Source organism: Rhodococcus sp. APC 3903, assembly GCF_030407755.1.
Classification (GTDB): domain Bacteria; phylum Actinomycetota; class Actinomycetes; order Mycobacteriales; family Mycobacteriaceae; genus Rhodococcus_F; species Rhodococcus_F erythropolis.
In genome coordinates this window covers 77,776-92,665 of sequence record NZ_JASDCV010000001.1, presented here as the reverse complement: position 1 = coordinate 92,665, position 14,890 = coordinate 77,776, and the positions used below count along the sequence as shown (strand labels likewise).

Genomic DNA, 14,890 nt, shown 5'->3' with positions numbered 1-14,890 from the left:
CGTTGGGAGCTTGGATAGCTTATGGCACAGCGTTCGGAAATCACAAATCGCCTGGTCATGGGCGAAAAATGGACTATTCCGCGTCGGGGAACTCCACTTGTGGCCAGCCGTCGCGATGAAACTTCTCCAACCACTCCGGTGTGGCCATGGCTTCGAGCACCACTTCGAGGGACTCCTCGAACCACACACCCAGATCACCACTCGAGGCAATCAGGTCCGCCATGTACCGCTGGCCGGCAAGGCTCGCTGCCAGTACGCGCGTGAATTTCTCCGGGTCCACGTCTTCGCGGAGCAAACCGTCGTCCTTGGCGCGCAATGCCAACTCGTAGGCGGTCTTTCCCCAGACCTGCCCGCCACCCGATTGCACATCCTTGTAGAACTCCGGCTCGATGATCAGCCGGAATTCCGCCTGCACGATTACCTCGGTACGGAAGACCTCGGCAATGTCGAGCACAAGCCCGTGCAAAGCGACGAATGGATCGAGGTCTGTTCTCTTGGCCCAACGATCAGTGATTCCAGTGAAGGTTTCGATAGCCGAGGTCAGAACCGCTCGCGCCAACTCTTCCTTGGACTGGAAATGGAAATACATGGCGCCTTTGGTGGCGCGGGAGCCCTCGAGGATCGTGTTCACCGACGCAGCTGCATAGCCGCGCTTGGCGAATTCGACTGCAGCCGCTTCGACCAGGGCGGCGCGGGTACGCCGCGCACGCTCTTGTTGACGTGCCATTTACGGTGTTGTGCCTCTCGCAGAGTTGGTACGCAGAATCGCCGTGATCGGCGCCTGTCATCCCCCGAAACCTCACAATATCCCCTCCAACACACCCTACGTAAGGACTAGAGCGATACCCGCCAAAAGTACTAGAGGCAATCGGCTGTTCGGGGGACAACAACCGACTTTATGCCCAAAAGACACCAAGTGGTATGGTTTTGGCCGCTCGGGTGCGCTGCAGGGGGTGCGCATCCGAGCTTTTTCGTGTCCGAGATTCCGATAATCCGACCTCGCAGACGGACCTGCTTCGCCGACGGATGAACGGCAATCCCAAGGTTTTAAACAACTAATGCGATTGTTTATTCCCCAGTTTTTGTCGAAACCATGCTGGCAGCATCGAAATAACACAGTTAGACTGTCTAAATGAACGATGGCGAGGGTCGCAGCAAGACTCGGGACGAGATCGACGTACTTTGGGACGATCTGGGTGCCTTCGTCCGGCGTCTCCGCACCAAACGCCACGACCACAAACTCACGCCGAGCCAGATCCAAGCTCTCGGCCACCTCGACCGACAAGGTCCGTTGACCGCAAAAGAGTTGGCGAAATTCGAGCGCGTCACACCGCAATCCATCGCAAAGACCGTGGCCGCGCTCGAGGAACAGGGCATGGTGACGCGAAGGGCGGATCCATCGGACGGCCGCGCGGCCCTGGTCACGATGACCGAACTAGGCACATCGACCCTTCACGAAGACCGAACGAAACGCACGCAGTGGCTGGCCGAGGTCATCGACGCCGAGTGCACCGAAGCCGAGCGTGACTTGCTGCTGATCGCCGGCCGCATCCTGCGCAGACTAGGCCAGGGCGCGTCCCCAGCATCGACATCGATATCAGAGGAGTCACTGATGAACCCGTGACCGCCGTCGCCGAAACGTCGACACCCCAAGCCTCCGTTCCTCTGAAACTGAGTCTTGCTCTCGGTTCGGGAACCGTTCTTCAGGCACTGAACTCGTCGATGATTGCGGTGGCAATCGTCCCGATCGCCACATACTTCGGTTCCAGTTCGGGCACAGCGTGGGTCATCTCGGCTCTCTACATCGCGACTGCAGTCACGGCACCGGCGGCGGGGCGACTCGGATCGATCCTCGGCGCCAAACGCGTCTATCTGGCGGGATTGGGTCTGATCGCTGCCGGATCGATCCTCGGCTCGCTCGCCCCGTCGCTGGGTTGGCTTATCGCGGCGCGAATCCTGCTCGGAATCGGCACGGCGACACAGTATCCGAACGCGATGACCGTCATCCGCGAATACGCTGACCGCCACCGGGCTCAAACCCGTTCAGCTATAGCAACACTCACCATTTGCGCTCAATCGGTCGTCGCGCTGGGGCCTACTCTCGGCGGGTTGCTGGTCGGCACACTCGGTTGGCAGTCGATCATGTGGGTGAACCTCCCGCTTGTCGTCGTCACTGCCGTATGGGTCTTCTTCGCCGCTCCGAGCGACTCCGCACTGCCCGACCGGGCCGGCGCCGCTGCGGTGTTCAAGTCTCTCGACCCACTCGGTATCACGCTGTTCCTGGCCCTGACGACGTCGACGATGCTTTTTCTCCTGTCTCTCGCCGAGCACGCGAAGTGGTATCTCGTCCCGTCGACGGCCCTCTTCGCGTTCCTGTTCGTCTGGTGGGAACGTCGAACCGCTTCGGCGTTCATCGACGTCCGTGCCGTCGCCCGAAACCGCGCACTGAGCATGACTCTCGGCCGGACCCTGCTGACTTACACAGCGTTCTACTGCATCTTCTTCGGACTCCCCCAGTGGCTACAGGTAGCCCGCGGAATGTCACCGATCAGCGCCGGGCTCTTCATGCTGCCCGTCGCTGCGGTCGGGATCTTCGCGACCATGTCCGCGTCCAGGGTGTACGGGAAATTCGGCGCACGAATCACCCTCCTGATCGGCACCGCCGCGTTGGCTGTCGGCGGGATTCTGATCGCCTTTGTCGAATCCAGTTCGACTCCCCTTGTGGCACTCCTGCTGATAGCGGCGATCCTGGGCATCCCCAACGGCTTCAACAACATGGGAAACCAGAACCTGATCAACTCGGTGACCACCTCCGCCGACGTCGGGACCGCGATCGGCCTGTACCGAACAATCCAGTACATCGGCGCCAACCTTGCGGCCGTCGTCATCGAGCTGACCATGCGCGGAACCATCGACGACGCGGGTCTGCATCGCACGGGCGGGACCATCGCCGTCATCGGAATCGCCCTTCTGGTGGGGGTGGTGTTTTCACGGACTCTGCGGTCCCGTTAGACTCTGCGCCGCGCCCCTATAGCTCAGTTGGTAGAGCTACGGACTTTTAATCCGCAGGTCGTAGGTTCGAGTCCTACTGGGGGCACAAACACAGACCCGGCGCCTCATTCGGAGGCGCCGGGTCTTGTGCGTTCGTGCCACATCAATCCGTGCCACGTGAATGCATCAGCAGGTCATCGAAGCAGGAACTCGAGGGTCACGCGCTCGAATGCCTCCTTGGCTTCGATCATCACCCAGTGCCCGCAGTTCGGGAATACATGCAGTTCGGCGTTCGGAATCAGTCGCATCGGAATCATCGGCATGTCCGGTGGACACTGCCTGTCGTCGAGCCCCCATGTCAGCAAGGTCGGGCATTGCACCTTGTGCATCATCGACCAGTACGGCGGCACATCCGAGTTGGACATCATCTGCTGCTGAGCGGCAAAGGCTTTGGATCCGTACATCGCGGTCAATGCCTGGTGCGAGGCCGGATCGTTGGCCGTTTCCCATCGTTCCTCGATCCGCGCCTCGGTGACGACAGTCTTGTCGTACACCATGCATTCGAGCCATCGAACCAACTTCTCACGGCTGGGAGCGTCGGCGAAGTCCTGCAGGAGACGGGTACCTTCACTTGGATTCTGACTGAAGATGTTCGGGCCGACGCCACCGATGGTGACCAGCCTGCAGACACGCTCCGGGAACCTCATCGCGACGTTGACGCCGACTACCCCACCCATCGAATTGCCGATCATCGCAGCCGATTCGATTCCCAGCGCGTCCATGAATCGGATCACCGACGACGCTGCCGTGATCACCGGATGGCCGTCGACGGGATCGCTCACGCCGAAACCCGGGAACTCGAGGATGTAGCAGTGGAAATGCTTCGCGAATACCTCGAGGTTCCCCCGATAGTTCCGCCAACCACTCACACCGATCCCTGAGCCGTGCAACAGGATCAACGGCGGACCATCGCCCGCCTCGTGAAAGCGCAAAGTCCCCTTGTCGGTAGCGACTTCGCGTTTGGTCCCCTCATAGGTCACGTCCATCACGCAAGATTAGAACGTGTTACAGATTCAGGACGGCTGATTGCGGAACTTCACAACCACCGTCAGAAGCATCCCCCGCTACCTCGACGCCCACTGCGATTCGTGGACTTCTGCTCGCTCGGTTTCGACTTCCCCGGCCCAGCCTTCACACACCGGTTGGGGCGCCGCACTTGCTCGAAGTGTCCGGCGCTCACAACATGACCGGCCACACTCACCCGGACAGACGTGTCTGCGCGGGCGGTTCCGACTTCCCCCGAACCCAACGCCAACGCGAATGCAGCCACCAGCACCAGGGCTACCTTCTTCGAGATCTTCATTGGCACGGCCACTGAGACACGGTTCCACTCCAGATACTGAACAGGTGCGCGCGTCTAAGGAACACGCTGAGTGTCGACGATATTCAGTACGGGTGGCCGGCCGCGATCCTTTAGCTCACCAGTATCTGAACAGTCGACAACAAAAGTTTGGGCGGCACGTCAACATCCCGAGGGCGTCAACGAGCCAACGACCAAGCTACGCACCAATACTGAGAATCACGTAAACATCGTGCAGACGCCGGGGCCGGCGCCTTTCGAAACTCCCCCAAGCGATGTCCAGGTTCACGTCCTGCCTGAATCGTTCTGTTTGGTACTTTTACCCCCTGAGGCGCACTCCTCAGATTCGCTGTCGACCCAGCACAAACGGCGTGCAGTACAAATCGGATACTGCGGCCCGCGAACGCCTTACCAAGCACTCACGAAAGCCCGGGCAAACATGACCGAAACGGAAACCACAGTGCGGGACGACCCGCCGCGGACGCCATTCGAACCCGAGGATCGCTGGGTTCCCGTCGACCGTAGATGGTTCGGCCTGGACCGAGCGACCATCATCCCGGCAGCGATAGTGCTGGCCGTTGCGATAGTCATGAGCATCCTCATCCCGGCCGTCAACAACTCTGTCGCCTACGACGACGAAGTCGTGGCCGGGGATGTCATGGAACTCAAAGACGGCATCACCTTCGTTCCCGCCGTCGGCTGGGGAATCACAGACGGGGTCCGCGAAACTGATGCTCCCGTCTCCGGTTCGTTCCCGCAGCGCGCAACTCTGGTGAACAGCGGTGCACTGTTCACCGTCTACACGGCACCCTTCGCCGGTGACGCGAACGCTCTACTCGAACAGATCAAGAAGACCTCGGACGCCCTGGCAACAGCAGAGTCTTTGCGCGTCAGCGGCGACTCTTCCTCGATCACCACGGCGAGCGGCATTCGTGGTGTCATCACCAGCTACTCGAACTCGACTGCCGACGGCGTGATCGCAGCATTTGTCGTCGACGGAAAAGGCATCGAAGTTGTCTCCACCGGGCCGAGCGATGTGGCTCCGACCATCACGGACGACATTGCTCACATGATCGTGAGCATCAGCCACCGAGCCGGAGAGGGTTCCTGATGAGCACTCCCACAACACAACCCGCAAACGATCTCCTCACCCGCGCCGGTGCGATCGAGAACTCCGGTTGGGGTAGGTCGTTCACGTTCTACCAGCCGCGCAACGCCGCTTTCTGGGTTTACCTCGCTTTGGTGGTGAGCGGCGCCTTCAAATTCTTCTCGCTGCTGTCGTCGTCCGCCGGCGCTTACGGAGAAGCCATCGCGCTTTCGCTGGTGCTGTTCGGTGTGTACGGCGCCATCTTCTGGTGGTTCACGCAGCACATCGACAGGTACGCGCGCCAACCGGTCAAACTGATCGTCGTTGCGTTCCTGTGGGGCAGCTTCGCCGCTACATGGGTGATGGCCGCAAACGCCAACGACGCCATCTTGTCCTTGTACGCCAAGACATTCGGACAGGCGTGGGCATCGGACTGGGGCCCCGGCCTGACAGCTCCGTTCACCGAAGAAATCGCCAAGGGCATCGGGTTGCTCCTGCTCATCGCACTGGCATCTCGATTGGTGCGCACCGCATTCGACGGATTCATCCTCGGCGCCTTCATCGGACTCGGCTTCCAGATCTTCGAAGACGTTCTGTACGCCTTGAACTCGGCCGCGTCGCAGTTCGGAGCCGATCCGGTCGGCGCTGCGATGCCGACGATCATCCTCCGCATGGTATTCGGAGTGGCCGCACACACTCTGTACAGTGCGATCTTCGGTGCCGGACTCGTCTATCTACTGGGACGGCCGGCGGAACCGCGTCGTGTGGGGCGCGGACTCGCGCTGATGGCGACCGCGATGCTGCTCCACGGCCTGTGGGATTCCGCCGGTGCCTTGACACAAGGCAAGAATGCACTCCTCTTTTCGCTCTTCTTTGTCATGGTCGCCGCTGCATTGACCCTCGTGGTCCGCGTGTTTCGAATGACGGTTCCACGTGAACGCCAGTTCCTGAGCGACATCCTGGCACCGGAAGTCGACCGTGGTGTCATCACGGACGAAGAATTCGTCGCTCTGTGCGGCGACCACAAGGCACGCAGGGCTTTCCGCAAATCTGCAGGCGGACACGCGGCCCGTAAACGCGCCGAATACGTCCTCGAAGCCGCGGCAGACCTCGCCGACGCTCTGGCAGACTCCCACGGAACCAACACCGGCCGAGTCGAATTCGCTCGATCCGAGGTAAGTCGTATCAGGAGTGGTCAGCCGTCGGTCAAGCTCTGACCCGCTCCGAACTGGAATTCAACGCCGCGTCCCCTCGTGCGAGAGCACAAGGGAACGCGGCGTTGGCCATTGATCACGTTGCACATCCGGTTCGTCACGTCGCGATCAACCGCTGAACCGCCCCGACCGCAGCCTCGCGACGCTGAGCGACGGGACGGGACGACTTGAGCGCGAACATCCGGGCGATGTCGGTGATCAACAGAATCAACTCCGCGGGATTCCACTCGGGGTCGATGTGTCCCTCGAGTTGACCTTTGCGAATCTCGGCTACCTTCGGCCGGAACGTCTTGCTTCGTATGTCGTCCTCGCTCATGACGTCCGGTGCTTCGAGATCCGCCCATTGCTGCAATCGAGCGTTCTCGGGATGCGCGACGTAGTTGTCGAAAAGTCGACCTGCATACCCCGGCAGATCATCACCTCGTAGCGCTGTCTCCGCTGTGGTTTCGGACGTCCATTGCTCAGTGACGGCAGAAAACAACTCTTCCTTGCTCGCGAAGTACGCGTAGAGACGGTCCTTGCTGGCACGCGCTTGCGCGGCGATCCGATTGATCCGCGCGCCGGCCAGGCCGTACGTCGCAAATTCGTCCTTTGCGGCCGCCAGAATGCGGTCTCTCGTGGCTTCCCCTGCTGAGCGCATGTTCACAGCCTAGAACGAATCGACCGTTGCCGAACCATCCGGTTCGGCGTAGCGTGCAGAGTTGACGAACAATTTGGTTCGCGAACTTCGGCCAACTCACCCGCCGACGCAAGGAGAGACATGAATCTCGATGACGCTCGAACCGCATTCACCCGGCTCCGTGGATCGGAAAGTGGTGTTTCACCAGCAGAACTCGACGAAGTGTGGGCCGCGCTGGAAACCGTTGCCGCCGAAGAAATCCTCGGGGAATGGAAGGGCGACGACTTCGCCACCGGTCATCGTCTGCACGAAAAACTGTTCGCGAGCCGCTGGTACGGCAAGACTTTCAATTCCGTCGAGGATGCAAAGCCGTTGATCTGCCGAGACGAAGACGGCAACCTCTACTCCGACGTCAAGAGCGGCAATGGCGAGGCAAGCCTGTGGAACATCGAGTTTCGTGGCGAAGTCACGGCGACGATGGTCTACGACGGCGCGCCGATCTTCGACCACTTCAAGAAAGTCGACGATTCGACGCTCATGGGCATCATGAACGGCAAATCGGCGTTGGTTCTCGACGGCGGACAGCACTACTACTTCCTGCTCGAGCGAGCGTGATTCGCGCCGAACAGAATTCGACGTCCGCCATGCAGATGACAGCGGCGCTCTCACACGGCCCGCACTCCCCCTTCACACTCGACACCGTCGAGATCGACGAACCCCGCGCAGACGAGATCCTGGTTCGCATCGTCGCGACAGGCCTGTGCCACACGGATCTGTTCACGAAGACGGTGCTACCGGAAAAGCTCGGGCCCTGCGTGTTCGGACACGAAGGCGCCGGCGTCGTGCAAGCCGTTGGCTCGTCGATCGACAACATCGCGGCTGGTGATCACGTATTGCTGAGCTACCGCAGTTGCGGTGTATGCAGGCAATGTCTCAGCGGCCATCGGGCGTACTGCGAAAGCTCACACGGGCTCAACAGCTCTGGCGCACGCACCGACGGCTCGACGCCGGTCCGGCGAAACGGAACTCCGATACGGTCCGCATTCTTCGGCCAGTCCAGCTTCGCGGAATACGTCATCGCCTCTGCCGACAACACCGTCGTCGTCGATCCTGCGGTGGACCTGACCGTCGCGGCTCCGCTCGGCTGCGGGTTTCAAACCGGCGCGGGTGCCGTGCTGAATCTACTTCGCCCCGAGCCCGACTCGACGTTTGTCGTTTTCGGGGCAGGCAGCGTCGGACTCGCAGCGCTGCTGGCGGCGAGGGCTGCCGGCGTTTCCACCCTGGTCGCCGTGGACCCCGTTGCGCAGCGGCGCGAACTCGCCGAGGAATTCGGCGCCGTCACTGTCGATCCCTCGAATGAAGATGCGCTCGACGCGGTCCGCGCCGCCACCGACGGAGGTTCGACGCATTCCCTCGACACCACCGGAATCGGCTCCGTGATCAATCAAGCCGTCACATCACTTCGAGCACGGGGAACACTGGCGGTAGTCGGACTCGGAGCATCCACGGTCGAGGTGAACATGGCCGACATCATGCTGAGCGGAAAGACAATTCGAGGATGCATCGAAGGAGAGTCGGAAGTCTCGACGTTCATCCCCGAACTCGTCGAACTCTTCACTGGTGGCCGGTTTCCGATCGACCGCTTGGTGACGCGCTACGCATTCGCCGACATCAACAAAGCCGTCGAAGATCAAGCGTCGGGGCGCGTCATCAAACCCGTTCTCGTGTGGTGAGGGGCGAAATGTCTCATTCGTCGACCCGACGGAATTCGCCCTAGACTGCGCTCCTGCACTAGACGTCGGAGCAAGGTGGGGACGATGACAGAACACACCAGTACAGGCGCGGGCCACGGCCGGGCCGTTATGCCGATCATCCGGATGCGCGCACGCAGCCGCGACGAGAACCATCGCGCATCGACGCCACTCGAACTGTTCTTCGACCTGTGTTTCGTGGTTGCGGCCGCACAGGCCGGAGTTCAACTGGTGCATGCTGTTGCCGAGGGCCACTACGTCGACGGCATCGCCGGTTATATGTTCGTCTTCTTCGCGCTGTGGTGGGCGTGGGTGAACTTCACCTGGTTCGCGTCTGCCTACGACACGGACGACGTCCCCTACCGGATCGCGACCTTCGTACAGATTTGTGGCGTGCTCGTCTTCGCCGCCGGAATCCCCGACGCATTCGACGGAACCGACCGTACGACGGCCATCGTCGGCTACCTCATCATGCGAATTGCGCTCACCTGCCAATGGCTTCGAGCCGCCAGCGGTGAATCCGGTGCAGCGCGAACCACTGCTTTGCAATATGCCGCCGGGCTCGTGATCGTCCAGGCCGGCTGGATCGTGCTGCTCCTGATGCCGGCGTCGGCGTGGATTCCGGGCTTCTTCGTTCTCATGATCGCCGAACTCGCGGTGCCGGCAATCGCCGAGCGCAACCACCAGACGCCGTGGCACCCGCAACACATCGCCGAACGCTACGGCCTCTTCACCATCATCATGCTCGGCGAAACCATTGCTGCCGCCACCATCGCGGTCCAATCCGGCATTCGTGATTTCGACGCCGCCGACCTATTGATTCCGATTGCTGTCGGCGGAGTTCTGATCGTGTTCTCCGCGTTGTGGATCTACTTCGCCGTCCCGATCCACGAGTACCTCGCAGACCAGGGCAATCGCGCCGTCTTGTTGTGGGGATACGGGCACTACTTCGTATTCGGATCCGCTGCGGCCATCGGCGCCGGCATCGAAGTAGCCGTCGAGGAAGCAGTTGGCGAGGCGCACATTTCGACGTTCGCAGCATCTGCCGCGGTCACGATCCCCGCCGCGATGTTCCTGATCTTCGTGTGGCTCATGCACTCACGACACTTCAAGCGTGACAGGATCGAGCAGGCTGTTCTACCGGTGAGCGCAATCCTGGTTCTCGCCTGCACATTTGCCGAACACTGGGCGGTCCCGCTCGCCGGACTGGTGGCGGCGGGAACCGTCGGAGTCGGTGTCGGCCTGAGTACTCGGTCGAAGAGCTGACTCAGATTTCCGGGGCTGGAGCCTCGCCCTTACTCTGCGGCTCGTGTTGCTTGAGCTCACCGCGCATCTTGTCGAGATCCTTGCCACGCTTTTTGTACATATAGCCGAGCGCAACAAGACCCAGGAACAACGCGACGCCCAGGACTGCACCGACAACGGAGGCTCCGCGGAAACCGGGGCCGTCGACGTCGAGGATCCGCTCGCCCGCATGCGCTGCATTGTTGTTGCCGAGAACAACTGTCAGAGAGAGCAGATTCGGCAGCGCGAAGATCACACCCAACGCGAGAGCCGTGATCTGGATGATTCGAGCATGCTTGCGCTTGCGCACCTGCCAGACCGCTCGGAAGAAGATGAGCGGGACCAGGGTGCAGACGAGACCGAACAGCAGTCCCCACGCGATTCCGGCGCTGAAGCTGCCGTTCGACAACGACGCAATTCGCTGCGCCCACCAACGCGGAAGGAAGGCGGCAAGGATGAAGTAAGCGATGACCAGGACCACCGCCATCACTGCGATCCCGATGGCCTTCTTCGCCCACGGCGGCATGCCCGGTTTTTCGGTGGCCGGTGAAGTTTCCGGTGTCGTCATGACAAATCCTCGTCTAGTCGGCGTCTGTACTGACGAATCTATCCGTTACGGGCGTTCCTCATCCGCATCGAGAACGATCCGGGCAAGCCGCTTCGGAGCAACGAGGGTGAACGAGGTGTAGATCCACTCCTCCAGTTGCGACCATTTCTCCTCGGAAACGTCGGTGCCGATGTCGAGCGCAACCCACCCGTGTCGACCGAGACCGTAGCCGGCAGCGCTTGCGCCTGGTTCGGTGGCAACCACCGCTTCGGCTTCCTCCTTGCTCAACTTGACGGTCAAGGAGGTGGCTTCGACGTTGCAGAACACGAAGTTCTTGCCGCGGACCCGGAAGGTCGGGTGACCGTCCCACGCTTCGATGTCGACGCGCTCCGCCTCCGGCAGGGACAACGAGATCTCTTCGAGTCGACGCATGTTGTCGGGCATGGAGACGATTCTGCACGCTCGATACCGAGCTTGACACCCGCGACACAGCTAGGCTCGGCGACGACCGCGTTACCGAACTCCGAACACAGGGAGAGTGGCATGCGCACGTTAGTTCATCTGGTTCTGCTCATTTGTGGAATCGCCGTTGCCGTCGGCTCGTTCATGTACGTACTGGCCGGGGTCAAACCCAACAACGTTCGCCTCGAGGACCTGCGGGACGGTTTTCCGGCCGGGTGGGCAATCGAGCAACTCGGCGATCAGTCCGTGACCTTCTACCGTTCGATGGCGATACTTCTGCTCGCTGCAGCCGTATTGATTCTGATCGCCGCTTTGTTCGGTTCTCGTATTTCAGCGTGGATCGGAATCATCGTGGGATTGGGAACTCTGGGCACGTTCTACTACCGAGTGAACGATCAATTCGACAATGTCATCAGGGAAAACTACTCCACGATCCTGACAAATCAGACAGGATTCATCTTGACGGCCGGCGGACTGATTCTCGCTCTCCTAGCGTGTCTGGTCCCCCGCGAGAAGACCCGAGCCTGACCGCTCGGCAACCGGAGGGTTACCGTCGACGCCGACATTCACTAGTGTCTGCAACAGCCGGGTACTGACGAGTAGTACCCCAGAAGAGGTAGGGCATCAATGGCATCGCTTGACGACCTTCTATCCCAGATCCCCATCGACCAGATCGCGCAGCAACTCGGCGTGGACCAGGCAACTGCCGAATCGGCGGTCAAGACTGCACTTCCGACCCTCGTCGGTGGCCTCGGCGCCAACGCTCAGGATCCCGCAGGCGCAGCCTCACTCGAAAGTGCGCTGCAGTCGCACGCCGACACCAGCCTTCTCGACGACGGCGTCGACATCAGCAAAGTCGACACCGCTGACGGTCAGAAGATCGTCTCGAACATCTTCGGCGGCAACACCGATCAGGTCGCCAGCGCACTGGGCGGTGTCGGTGGCGGCGGTGGAAACGATCTGGTGAAGCAGTTGCTGCCGATCCTCGCTCCCATCGTCCTGGCCTACCTCGCCAAGCAGTTCACCGGTGGCGGCGCCGGCGCGCAGACCCAGGCCTCCGGTGGCGGCGGGCTCGGGGATCTCCTCGGCGGAATTCTCGGCAGTGGCGGCAATTCCGGCGGCGGCATCGGCGGCGCACTCGGCGGCATCCTGGGTGGATCCAGTGGCGGCGGCCTCGGTGACCTGCTCGGCGGCCTCCTCGGCGGCGGCAAGAAGTAAGACGCTCGACAGATTCGCACTGCGGCGATCCCGTTCGGGGTCGCCGCAGTGCTCTGTCATTCGACCGTCGAAGATCGAAACATCTTCAGCGACAATGCAAACGCAACCAACAGCAGCGCGCCCACAAAGGCACTGACCCCACCCCAACCGCCGCCCGCGTACGCGAGACCAGCGAGGGCGCCCGCCACGGACGAACCCGCGTAGTAGGCAAACAGATACAACGCCGACGCCTCGGCCCGGTGATCGGTCGCGATCAGCCCCACCCAACCGCTGGCCACCGAATGTGCCGCGAAGAATCCTCCGGTGAAGAGCAGCATCCCCACGAGAGTCAACGCCAGATTGTCCGGAACGGTCAGTGCCAGACCGATACCGATGACAACAACCGAGCCGAGCAGAACACTGCGCCTACCCAGCCGGTCCGAGGCCCCGCCGGCTACCGCTGAGGTGAAAGTTCCGGCGAGGTAGAAAAGAAAGACCAGGCCGACAAGTGCTTCGGGAAGTCCGAAAGGTGCTGCCGTGAGCCGAAACCCGAGGAAGTTGTAGATCGAGACGAATCCGCCCATGAGGATGAACCCCAAGGCGAAAAGCGTGCGCAGCGACGGGTTCGCAAGGTGGCGTCGTAGATTCGATGCGATCGCACGCACCGACACCGGCTGCGGGCGAAAGAACTTCGACGCGGGAAGCTTCCGGATCATGTTGAGCGCGAACAACGCTGACAGCAAGGCCGCAGTCACCAATGCCCAGCGCCACGTACTGAAATCGACGACGGCCGACGGAACCAGCCGTCCGATCAGCCCACCGATCGTCGTGCCGGCTACGTACCTTCCCATCGCTGCACCGAGGTCCTTGCGATCGACCTCCTCGGCCAGATAGGCCATCGCCACCGCCGGGACCCCCGCCAGAGCCAAGCCTTGCGCCGCGCGTCCGATCAGCAGAACCTCGATCGTCGGACTGAGCGGCAGAAGCAAACCGATCACACAGGATGCCGACGCCGACGCGATCATCACCCGTGTGCGACCGAACCGCTCGGAGAGCGCACTGGCCGGAATGATCGCCAACGCCAACATGCCCGTCGTCGCCGAGACCGAAAGTGCAGACACCGCGGGCGAGACGTCGAAGCCTTCGGCGAACGCAGGCAGCAATGCCTGTGCCGCGTACATCGAGATGAATGTCGACAGCCCGGCCGCGAACAACGCAACGGTCACCGTGCGATACCCCGATGTCCCGCGGCGAAGCGGCACCACTTCGGATTCGATCACATTCTCGACAGTCACCACATACCTCCAGGCATCACTTACCTCCGGTAAGAATCCTCCCGCCGAGCTTCGACAAAAGAAAATGCATAAACTTGGAGTTCTATATGCGTCAGAGGTATATAGATTGGGTTCGTGATGCTGACCGAAGACCTCGAATGGTTTGTCGTTCTCGCCGAAACCCAACAGGTGACCGCTACCGCGGATCTGACTCACCTGTCGCAGCCGACACTCTCGCGCAAACTTGCACGCCTCGAACGACAGATCGGAGTGACGCTCTTCGACCGTCAGGGACGCCGACTCGAACTGAACCGGTACGGCGAGATCCTCTACCGACACGCTCGCACCGCTCTTCACTCACTCGACGCGGCGCAGAGCGAAATCCAGTCGCTGGCGAGCCCCGAAAGCGGCACGGTCCGGCTCGACTTCCTCCACTCGTTCGGCACCTGGTTGGTGCCGCACATGCTGCGCGGATACCGCGTCGAGCATCCCGGAGTGCGATTCGAACTGCATCAGGACAGTGCGCAGTTCCTGGTCGACAGAATTGCCGCCGGCACGTCCGACCTGGCCGTCGTCTCGCCGCAGCCGCGTGATCCGCAGGTGGCATGGATGCAGATCGCCCAGCAGTCACTGGCATTGGCTGTTCCGGCTGATCATCGCTTTGCGAAGTTGCATTCGGTCGAGCTCGCGGACGCGGCCGACGAACCGTTCATCGGTATGCATCCGAACTTCGGGATGCGAAGAATTCTCGATGAACTGTGCGCGGCCGCAGGATTCACGCCGAATTTCGTCTTCGAGAGCAGCGAGCTGGCAACGGTCGGCGGACTGGTCTCCGCGTCCTTCGGTGTCTCGGTCATGCCGGTGCAGGATCCACCGATCTGGGCCGAAGGAGTCGTCTACGTACCGATCGAAGGAGCACAGCGAAAAATAGGGCTGATCTGGTCGAAGAGCCGCGAGCTGTCCGATCCCGCCCGGACGTTCCGCGACTACGTCGAAAGAACGACTTGGTCGTGAAAGTGCCCCCGGATAACTACGGATCGGTAACATCCCTCGAGGGGAGCAATTTTCATGCCATTCTTTTCAAACCTACGGTGCCGTAGGCTG

Annotated in this window: 17 protein-coding genes and 1 tRNA gene; 11 read left to right on the top strand and 7 right to left on the bottom strand. The window is 61.2% G+C overall.

Going from position 1 to position 14,890, the window contains the following annotated elements; genetic code table 11:
- Window positions 1-73: 73 nt before the first annotated feature.
- The gene (locus QMA15_RS00505) at window positions 74-727 is read right to left on the bottom strand and encodes a TetR family transcriptional regulator (protein ID WP_019745065.1); all 654 of its coding nucleotides are present in this window, start codon (window positions 725-727) and stop codon (window positions 74-76) included.
- Window positions 728-1,132: 405 nt separating this feature from the next.
- Between QMA15_RS00505 and QMA15_RS00500 the strand changes: the two genes are divergently transcribed.
- The 3 genes from QMA15_RS00500 (at window position 1,133) to QMA15_RS00490 (ending at window position 3,097) form a co-directional block, all read left to right on the top strand.
- Window positions 1,133-1,624 (top strand): MarR family transcriptional regulator, encoded by a 492-nt coding sequence (locus QMA15_RS00500; RefSeq protein WP_021345391.1) that lies wholly within the window; start codon window positions 1,133-1,135, stop codon window positions 1,622-1,624.
- Window positions 1,621-3,012 carry an MFS transporter gene (locus tag QMA15_RS00495; protein ID WP_279163561.1) on the top strand — a complete coding sequence of 464 codons (1,392 nt, stop codon included), beginning with the start codon at window positions 1,621-1,623 and terminating at the stop codon, window positions 3,010-3,012. Before QMA15_RS00500 ends, QMA15_RS00495 begins: the two co-directional genes overlap by 4 nt.
- A 12-nt stretch (window positions 3,013-3,024) precedes the next feature.
- Window positions 3,025-3,097 (top strand) — tRNA-Lys (locus tag QMA15_RS00490).
- 88 nt (window positions 3,098-3,185) lie between these two features.
- Here QMA15_RS00490 and QMA15_RS00485 read toward each other — a convergent pair.
- Both QMA15_RS00485 and QMA15_RS00480 read right to left on the bottom strand, forming a co-directional pair.
- Window positions 3,186-4,037, bottom strand: coding sequence for an alpha/beta fold hydrolase (locus QMA15_RS00485; protein WP_134999847.1), 852 nt, complete (start codon window positions 4,035-4,037; stop codon window positions 3,186-3,188).
- Between the two features lie 62 nt (window positions 4,038-4,099).
- Entirely contained in the window at window positions 4,100-4,366 is a 267-nt protein-coding gene (locus QMA15_RS00480; protein WP_279163560.1) for a hypothetical protein, read from the bottom strand.
- Window positions 4,367-4,790: 424 nt separating this feature from the next.
- On the opposite strand from QMA15_RS00480, the gene QMA15_RS00475 reads away from it, so the two are divergent.
- Window positions 4,791-5,462, top strand: coding sequence for a hypothetical protein (locus QMA15_RS00475; RefSeq protein ID WP_046379179.1), 672 nt, complete (start codon window positions 4,791-4,793; stop codon window positions 5,460-5,462).
- Window positions 5,462-6,655, top strand: a complete 1,194-nt coding sequence (locus tag QMA15_RS00470; RefSeq protein ID WP_279163559.1) for a PrsW family intramembrane metalloprotease — start codon at window positions 5,462-5,464, stop codon at window positions 6,653-6,655. Before QMA15_RS00475 ends, QMA15_RS00470 begins: the two co-directional genes overlap by 1 nt.
- Window positions 6,656-6,749: 94 nt before the next feature.
- On the opposite strand, the gene QMA15_RS00465 is transcribed toward QMA15_RS00470, so the two are convergent.
- Window positions 6,750-7,292, bottom strand: coding sequence for a TetR family transcriptional regulator (locus QMA15_RS00465; protein WP_029256113.1), 543 nt, complete (start codon window positions 7,290-7,292; stop codon window positions 6,750-6,752).
- A gap of 120 nt (window positions 7,293-7,412) precedes the next feature.
- Here QMA15_RS00465 and QMA15_RS00460 point away from each other — a divergent pair, with 120 nt between their 5' ends.
- The 3 genes from QMA15_RS00460 to QMA15_RS00450 all read left to right on the top strand — a co-directional run bounded on the left by QMA15_RS00460 (window position 7,413) and on the right by QMA15_RS00450 (window position 10,288).
- On the top strand, window positions 7,413-7,886 hold the full coding sequence (locus tag QMA15_RS00460) for a DUF4334 domain-containing protein (RefSeq protein WP_019745072.1): 474 nt from the start codon (window positions 7,413-7,415) through the stop codon (window positions 7,884-7,886).
- Between the two features lie 29 nt (window positions 7,887-7,915).
- Entirely contained in the window at window positions 7,916-9,004 is a 1,089-nt protein-coding gene (locus QMA15_RS00455; protein WP_031333781.1) for an NAD(P)-dependent alcohol dehydrogenase, read from the top strand.
- Between the two features lie 84 nt (window positions 9,005-9,088).
- Window positions 9,089-10,288, top strand: coding sequence for a low temperature requirement protein A (locus QMA15_RS00450; protein ID WP_081671573.1), 1,200 nt, complete (start codon window positions 9,089-9,091; stop codon window positions 10,286-10,288).
- Between the two features lies 1 nt (window position 10,289).
- On the opposite strand, the gene QMA15_RS00445 is transcribed toward QMA15_RS00450, so the two are convergent.
- Window positions 10,290-10,874 carry a hypothetical protein gene (locus QMA15_RS00445; RefSeq protein ID WP_021345398.1) on the bottom strand — a complete coding sequence of 195 codons (585 nt, stop codon included), beginning with the start codon at window positions 10,872-10,874 and terminating at the stop codon, window positions 10,290-10,292.
- Between the two features lie 45 nt (window positions 10,875-10,919).
- Complete coding sequence (locus QMA15_RS00440; protein WP_007733864.1) at window positions 10,920-11,297, bottom strand: MmcQ/YjbR family DNA-binding protein; 378 nt, start codon at window positions 11,295-11,297, stop codon at window positions 10,920-10,922.
- A 99-nt stretch (window positions 11,298-11,396) separates the two neighbouring features.
- Here QMA15_RS00440 and QMA15_RS00435 point away from each other — a divergent pair, with 99 nt between their 5' ends.
- Together QMA15_RS00435 and QMA15_RS00430 are read left to right on the top strand one after the other, a co-directional pair.
- Entirely contained in the window at window positions 11,397-11,843 is a 447-nt protein-coding gene (locus QMA15_RS00435; protein WP_020970602.1) for a hypothetical protein, read from the top strand.
- A gap of 99 nt (window positions 11,844-11,942) precedes the next feature.
- Entirely contained in the window at window positions 11,943-12,533 is a 591-nt protein-coding gene (locus QMA15_RS00430; RefSeq protein WP_153211715.1) for a DUF937 domain-containing protein, read from the top strand.
- A 56-nt stretch (window positions 12,534-12,589) separates the two neighbouring features.
- On the opposite strand, the gene QMA15_RS00425 is transcribed toward QMA15_RS00430, so the two are convergent.
- Entirely contained in the window at window positions 12,590-13,807 is a 1,218-nt protein-coding gene (locus QMA15_RS00425) for an MFS transporter (protein ID WP_182262436.1), read from the bottom strand.
- Window positions 13,808-13,921: 114 nt separating this feature from the next.
- On the opposite strand from QMA15_RS00425, the gene QMA15_RS00420 reads away from it, so the two are divergent.
- Window positions 13,922-14,800: a LysR family transcriptional regulator gene (locus QMA15_RS00420; RefSeq protein ID WP_019745078.1), complete on the top strand. Its 879-nt coding sequence runs from the start codon at window positions 13,922-13,924 to the stop codon at window positions 14,798-14,800.
- Window positions 14,801-14,890 lie beyond the last annotated feature (90 nt).

Bases quoted from the DNA above. Each gene is read 5' to 3' on its own strand.
- QMA15_RS00505 (WP_019745065.1), bottom strand. From the start codon at position 727: ATGGCACGTCAACAAGAGCGTGCGCGGCGTACCCGCGCCGCCCTGGTC.
- QMA15_RS00500 (WP_021345391.1), top strand. From the start codon at position 1,133: ATGAACGATGGCGAGGGTCGCAGCAAGACTCGGGACGAGATCGACGTA.
- QMA15_RS00485 (WP_134999847.1), bottom strand. From the start codon at position 4,037: ATGGACGTGACCTATGAGGGGACCAAACGCGAAGTCGCTACCGACAAG.
- QMA15_RS00475 (WP_046379179.1), top strand. From the start codon at position 4,791: ATGACCGAAACGGAAACCACAGTGCGGGACGACCCGCCGCGGACGCCA.
- QMA15_RS00470 (WP_279163559.1), top strand. From the start codon at position 5,462: ATGAGCACTCCCACAACACAACCCGCAAACGATCTCCTCACCCGCGCC.
- QMA15_RS00465 (WP_029256113.1), bottom strand. From the start codon at position 7,292: ATGCGCTCAGCAGGGGAAGCCACGAGAGACCGCATTCTGGCGGCCGCA.
- QMA15_RS00460 (WP_019745072.1), top strand. From the start codon at position 7,413: ATGAATCTCGATGACGCTCGAACCGCATTCACCCGGCTCCGTGGATCG.
- QMA15_RS00455 (WP_031333781.1), top strand. From the start codon at position 7,916: ATGCAGATGACAGCGGCGCTCTCACACGGCCCGCACTCCCCCTTCACA.
- QMA15_RS00450 (WP_081671573.1), top strand. From the start codon at position 9,089: ATGACAGAACACACCAGTACAGGCGCGGGCCACGGCCGGGCCGTTATG.
- QMA15_RS00445 (WP_021345398.1), bottom strand. From the start codon at position 10,874: ATGACGACACCGGAAACTTCACCGGCCACCGAAAAACCGGGCATGCCG.
- QMA15_RS00440 (WP_007733864.1), bottom strand. From the start codon at position 11,297: ATGCCCGACAACATGCGTCGACTCGAAGAGATCTCGTTGTCCCTGCCG.
- QMA15_RS00435 (WP_020970602.1), top strand. From the start codon at position 11,397: ATGCGCACGTTAGTTCATCTGGTTCTGCTCATTTGTGGAATCGCCGTT.
- QMA15_RS00430 (WP_153211715.1), top strand. From the start codon at position 11,943: ATGGCATCGCTTGACGACCTTCTATCCCAGATCCCCATCGACCAGATC.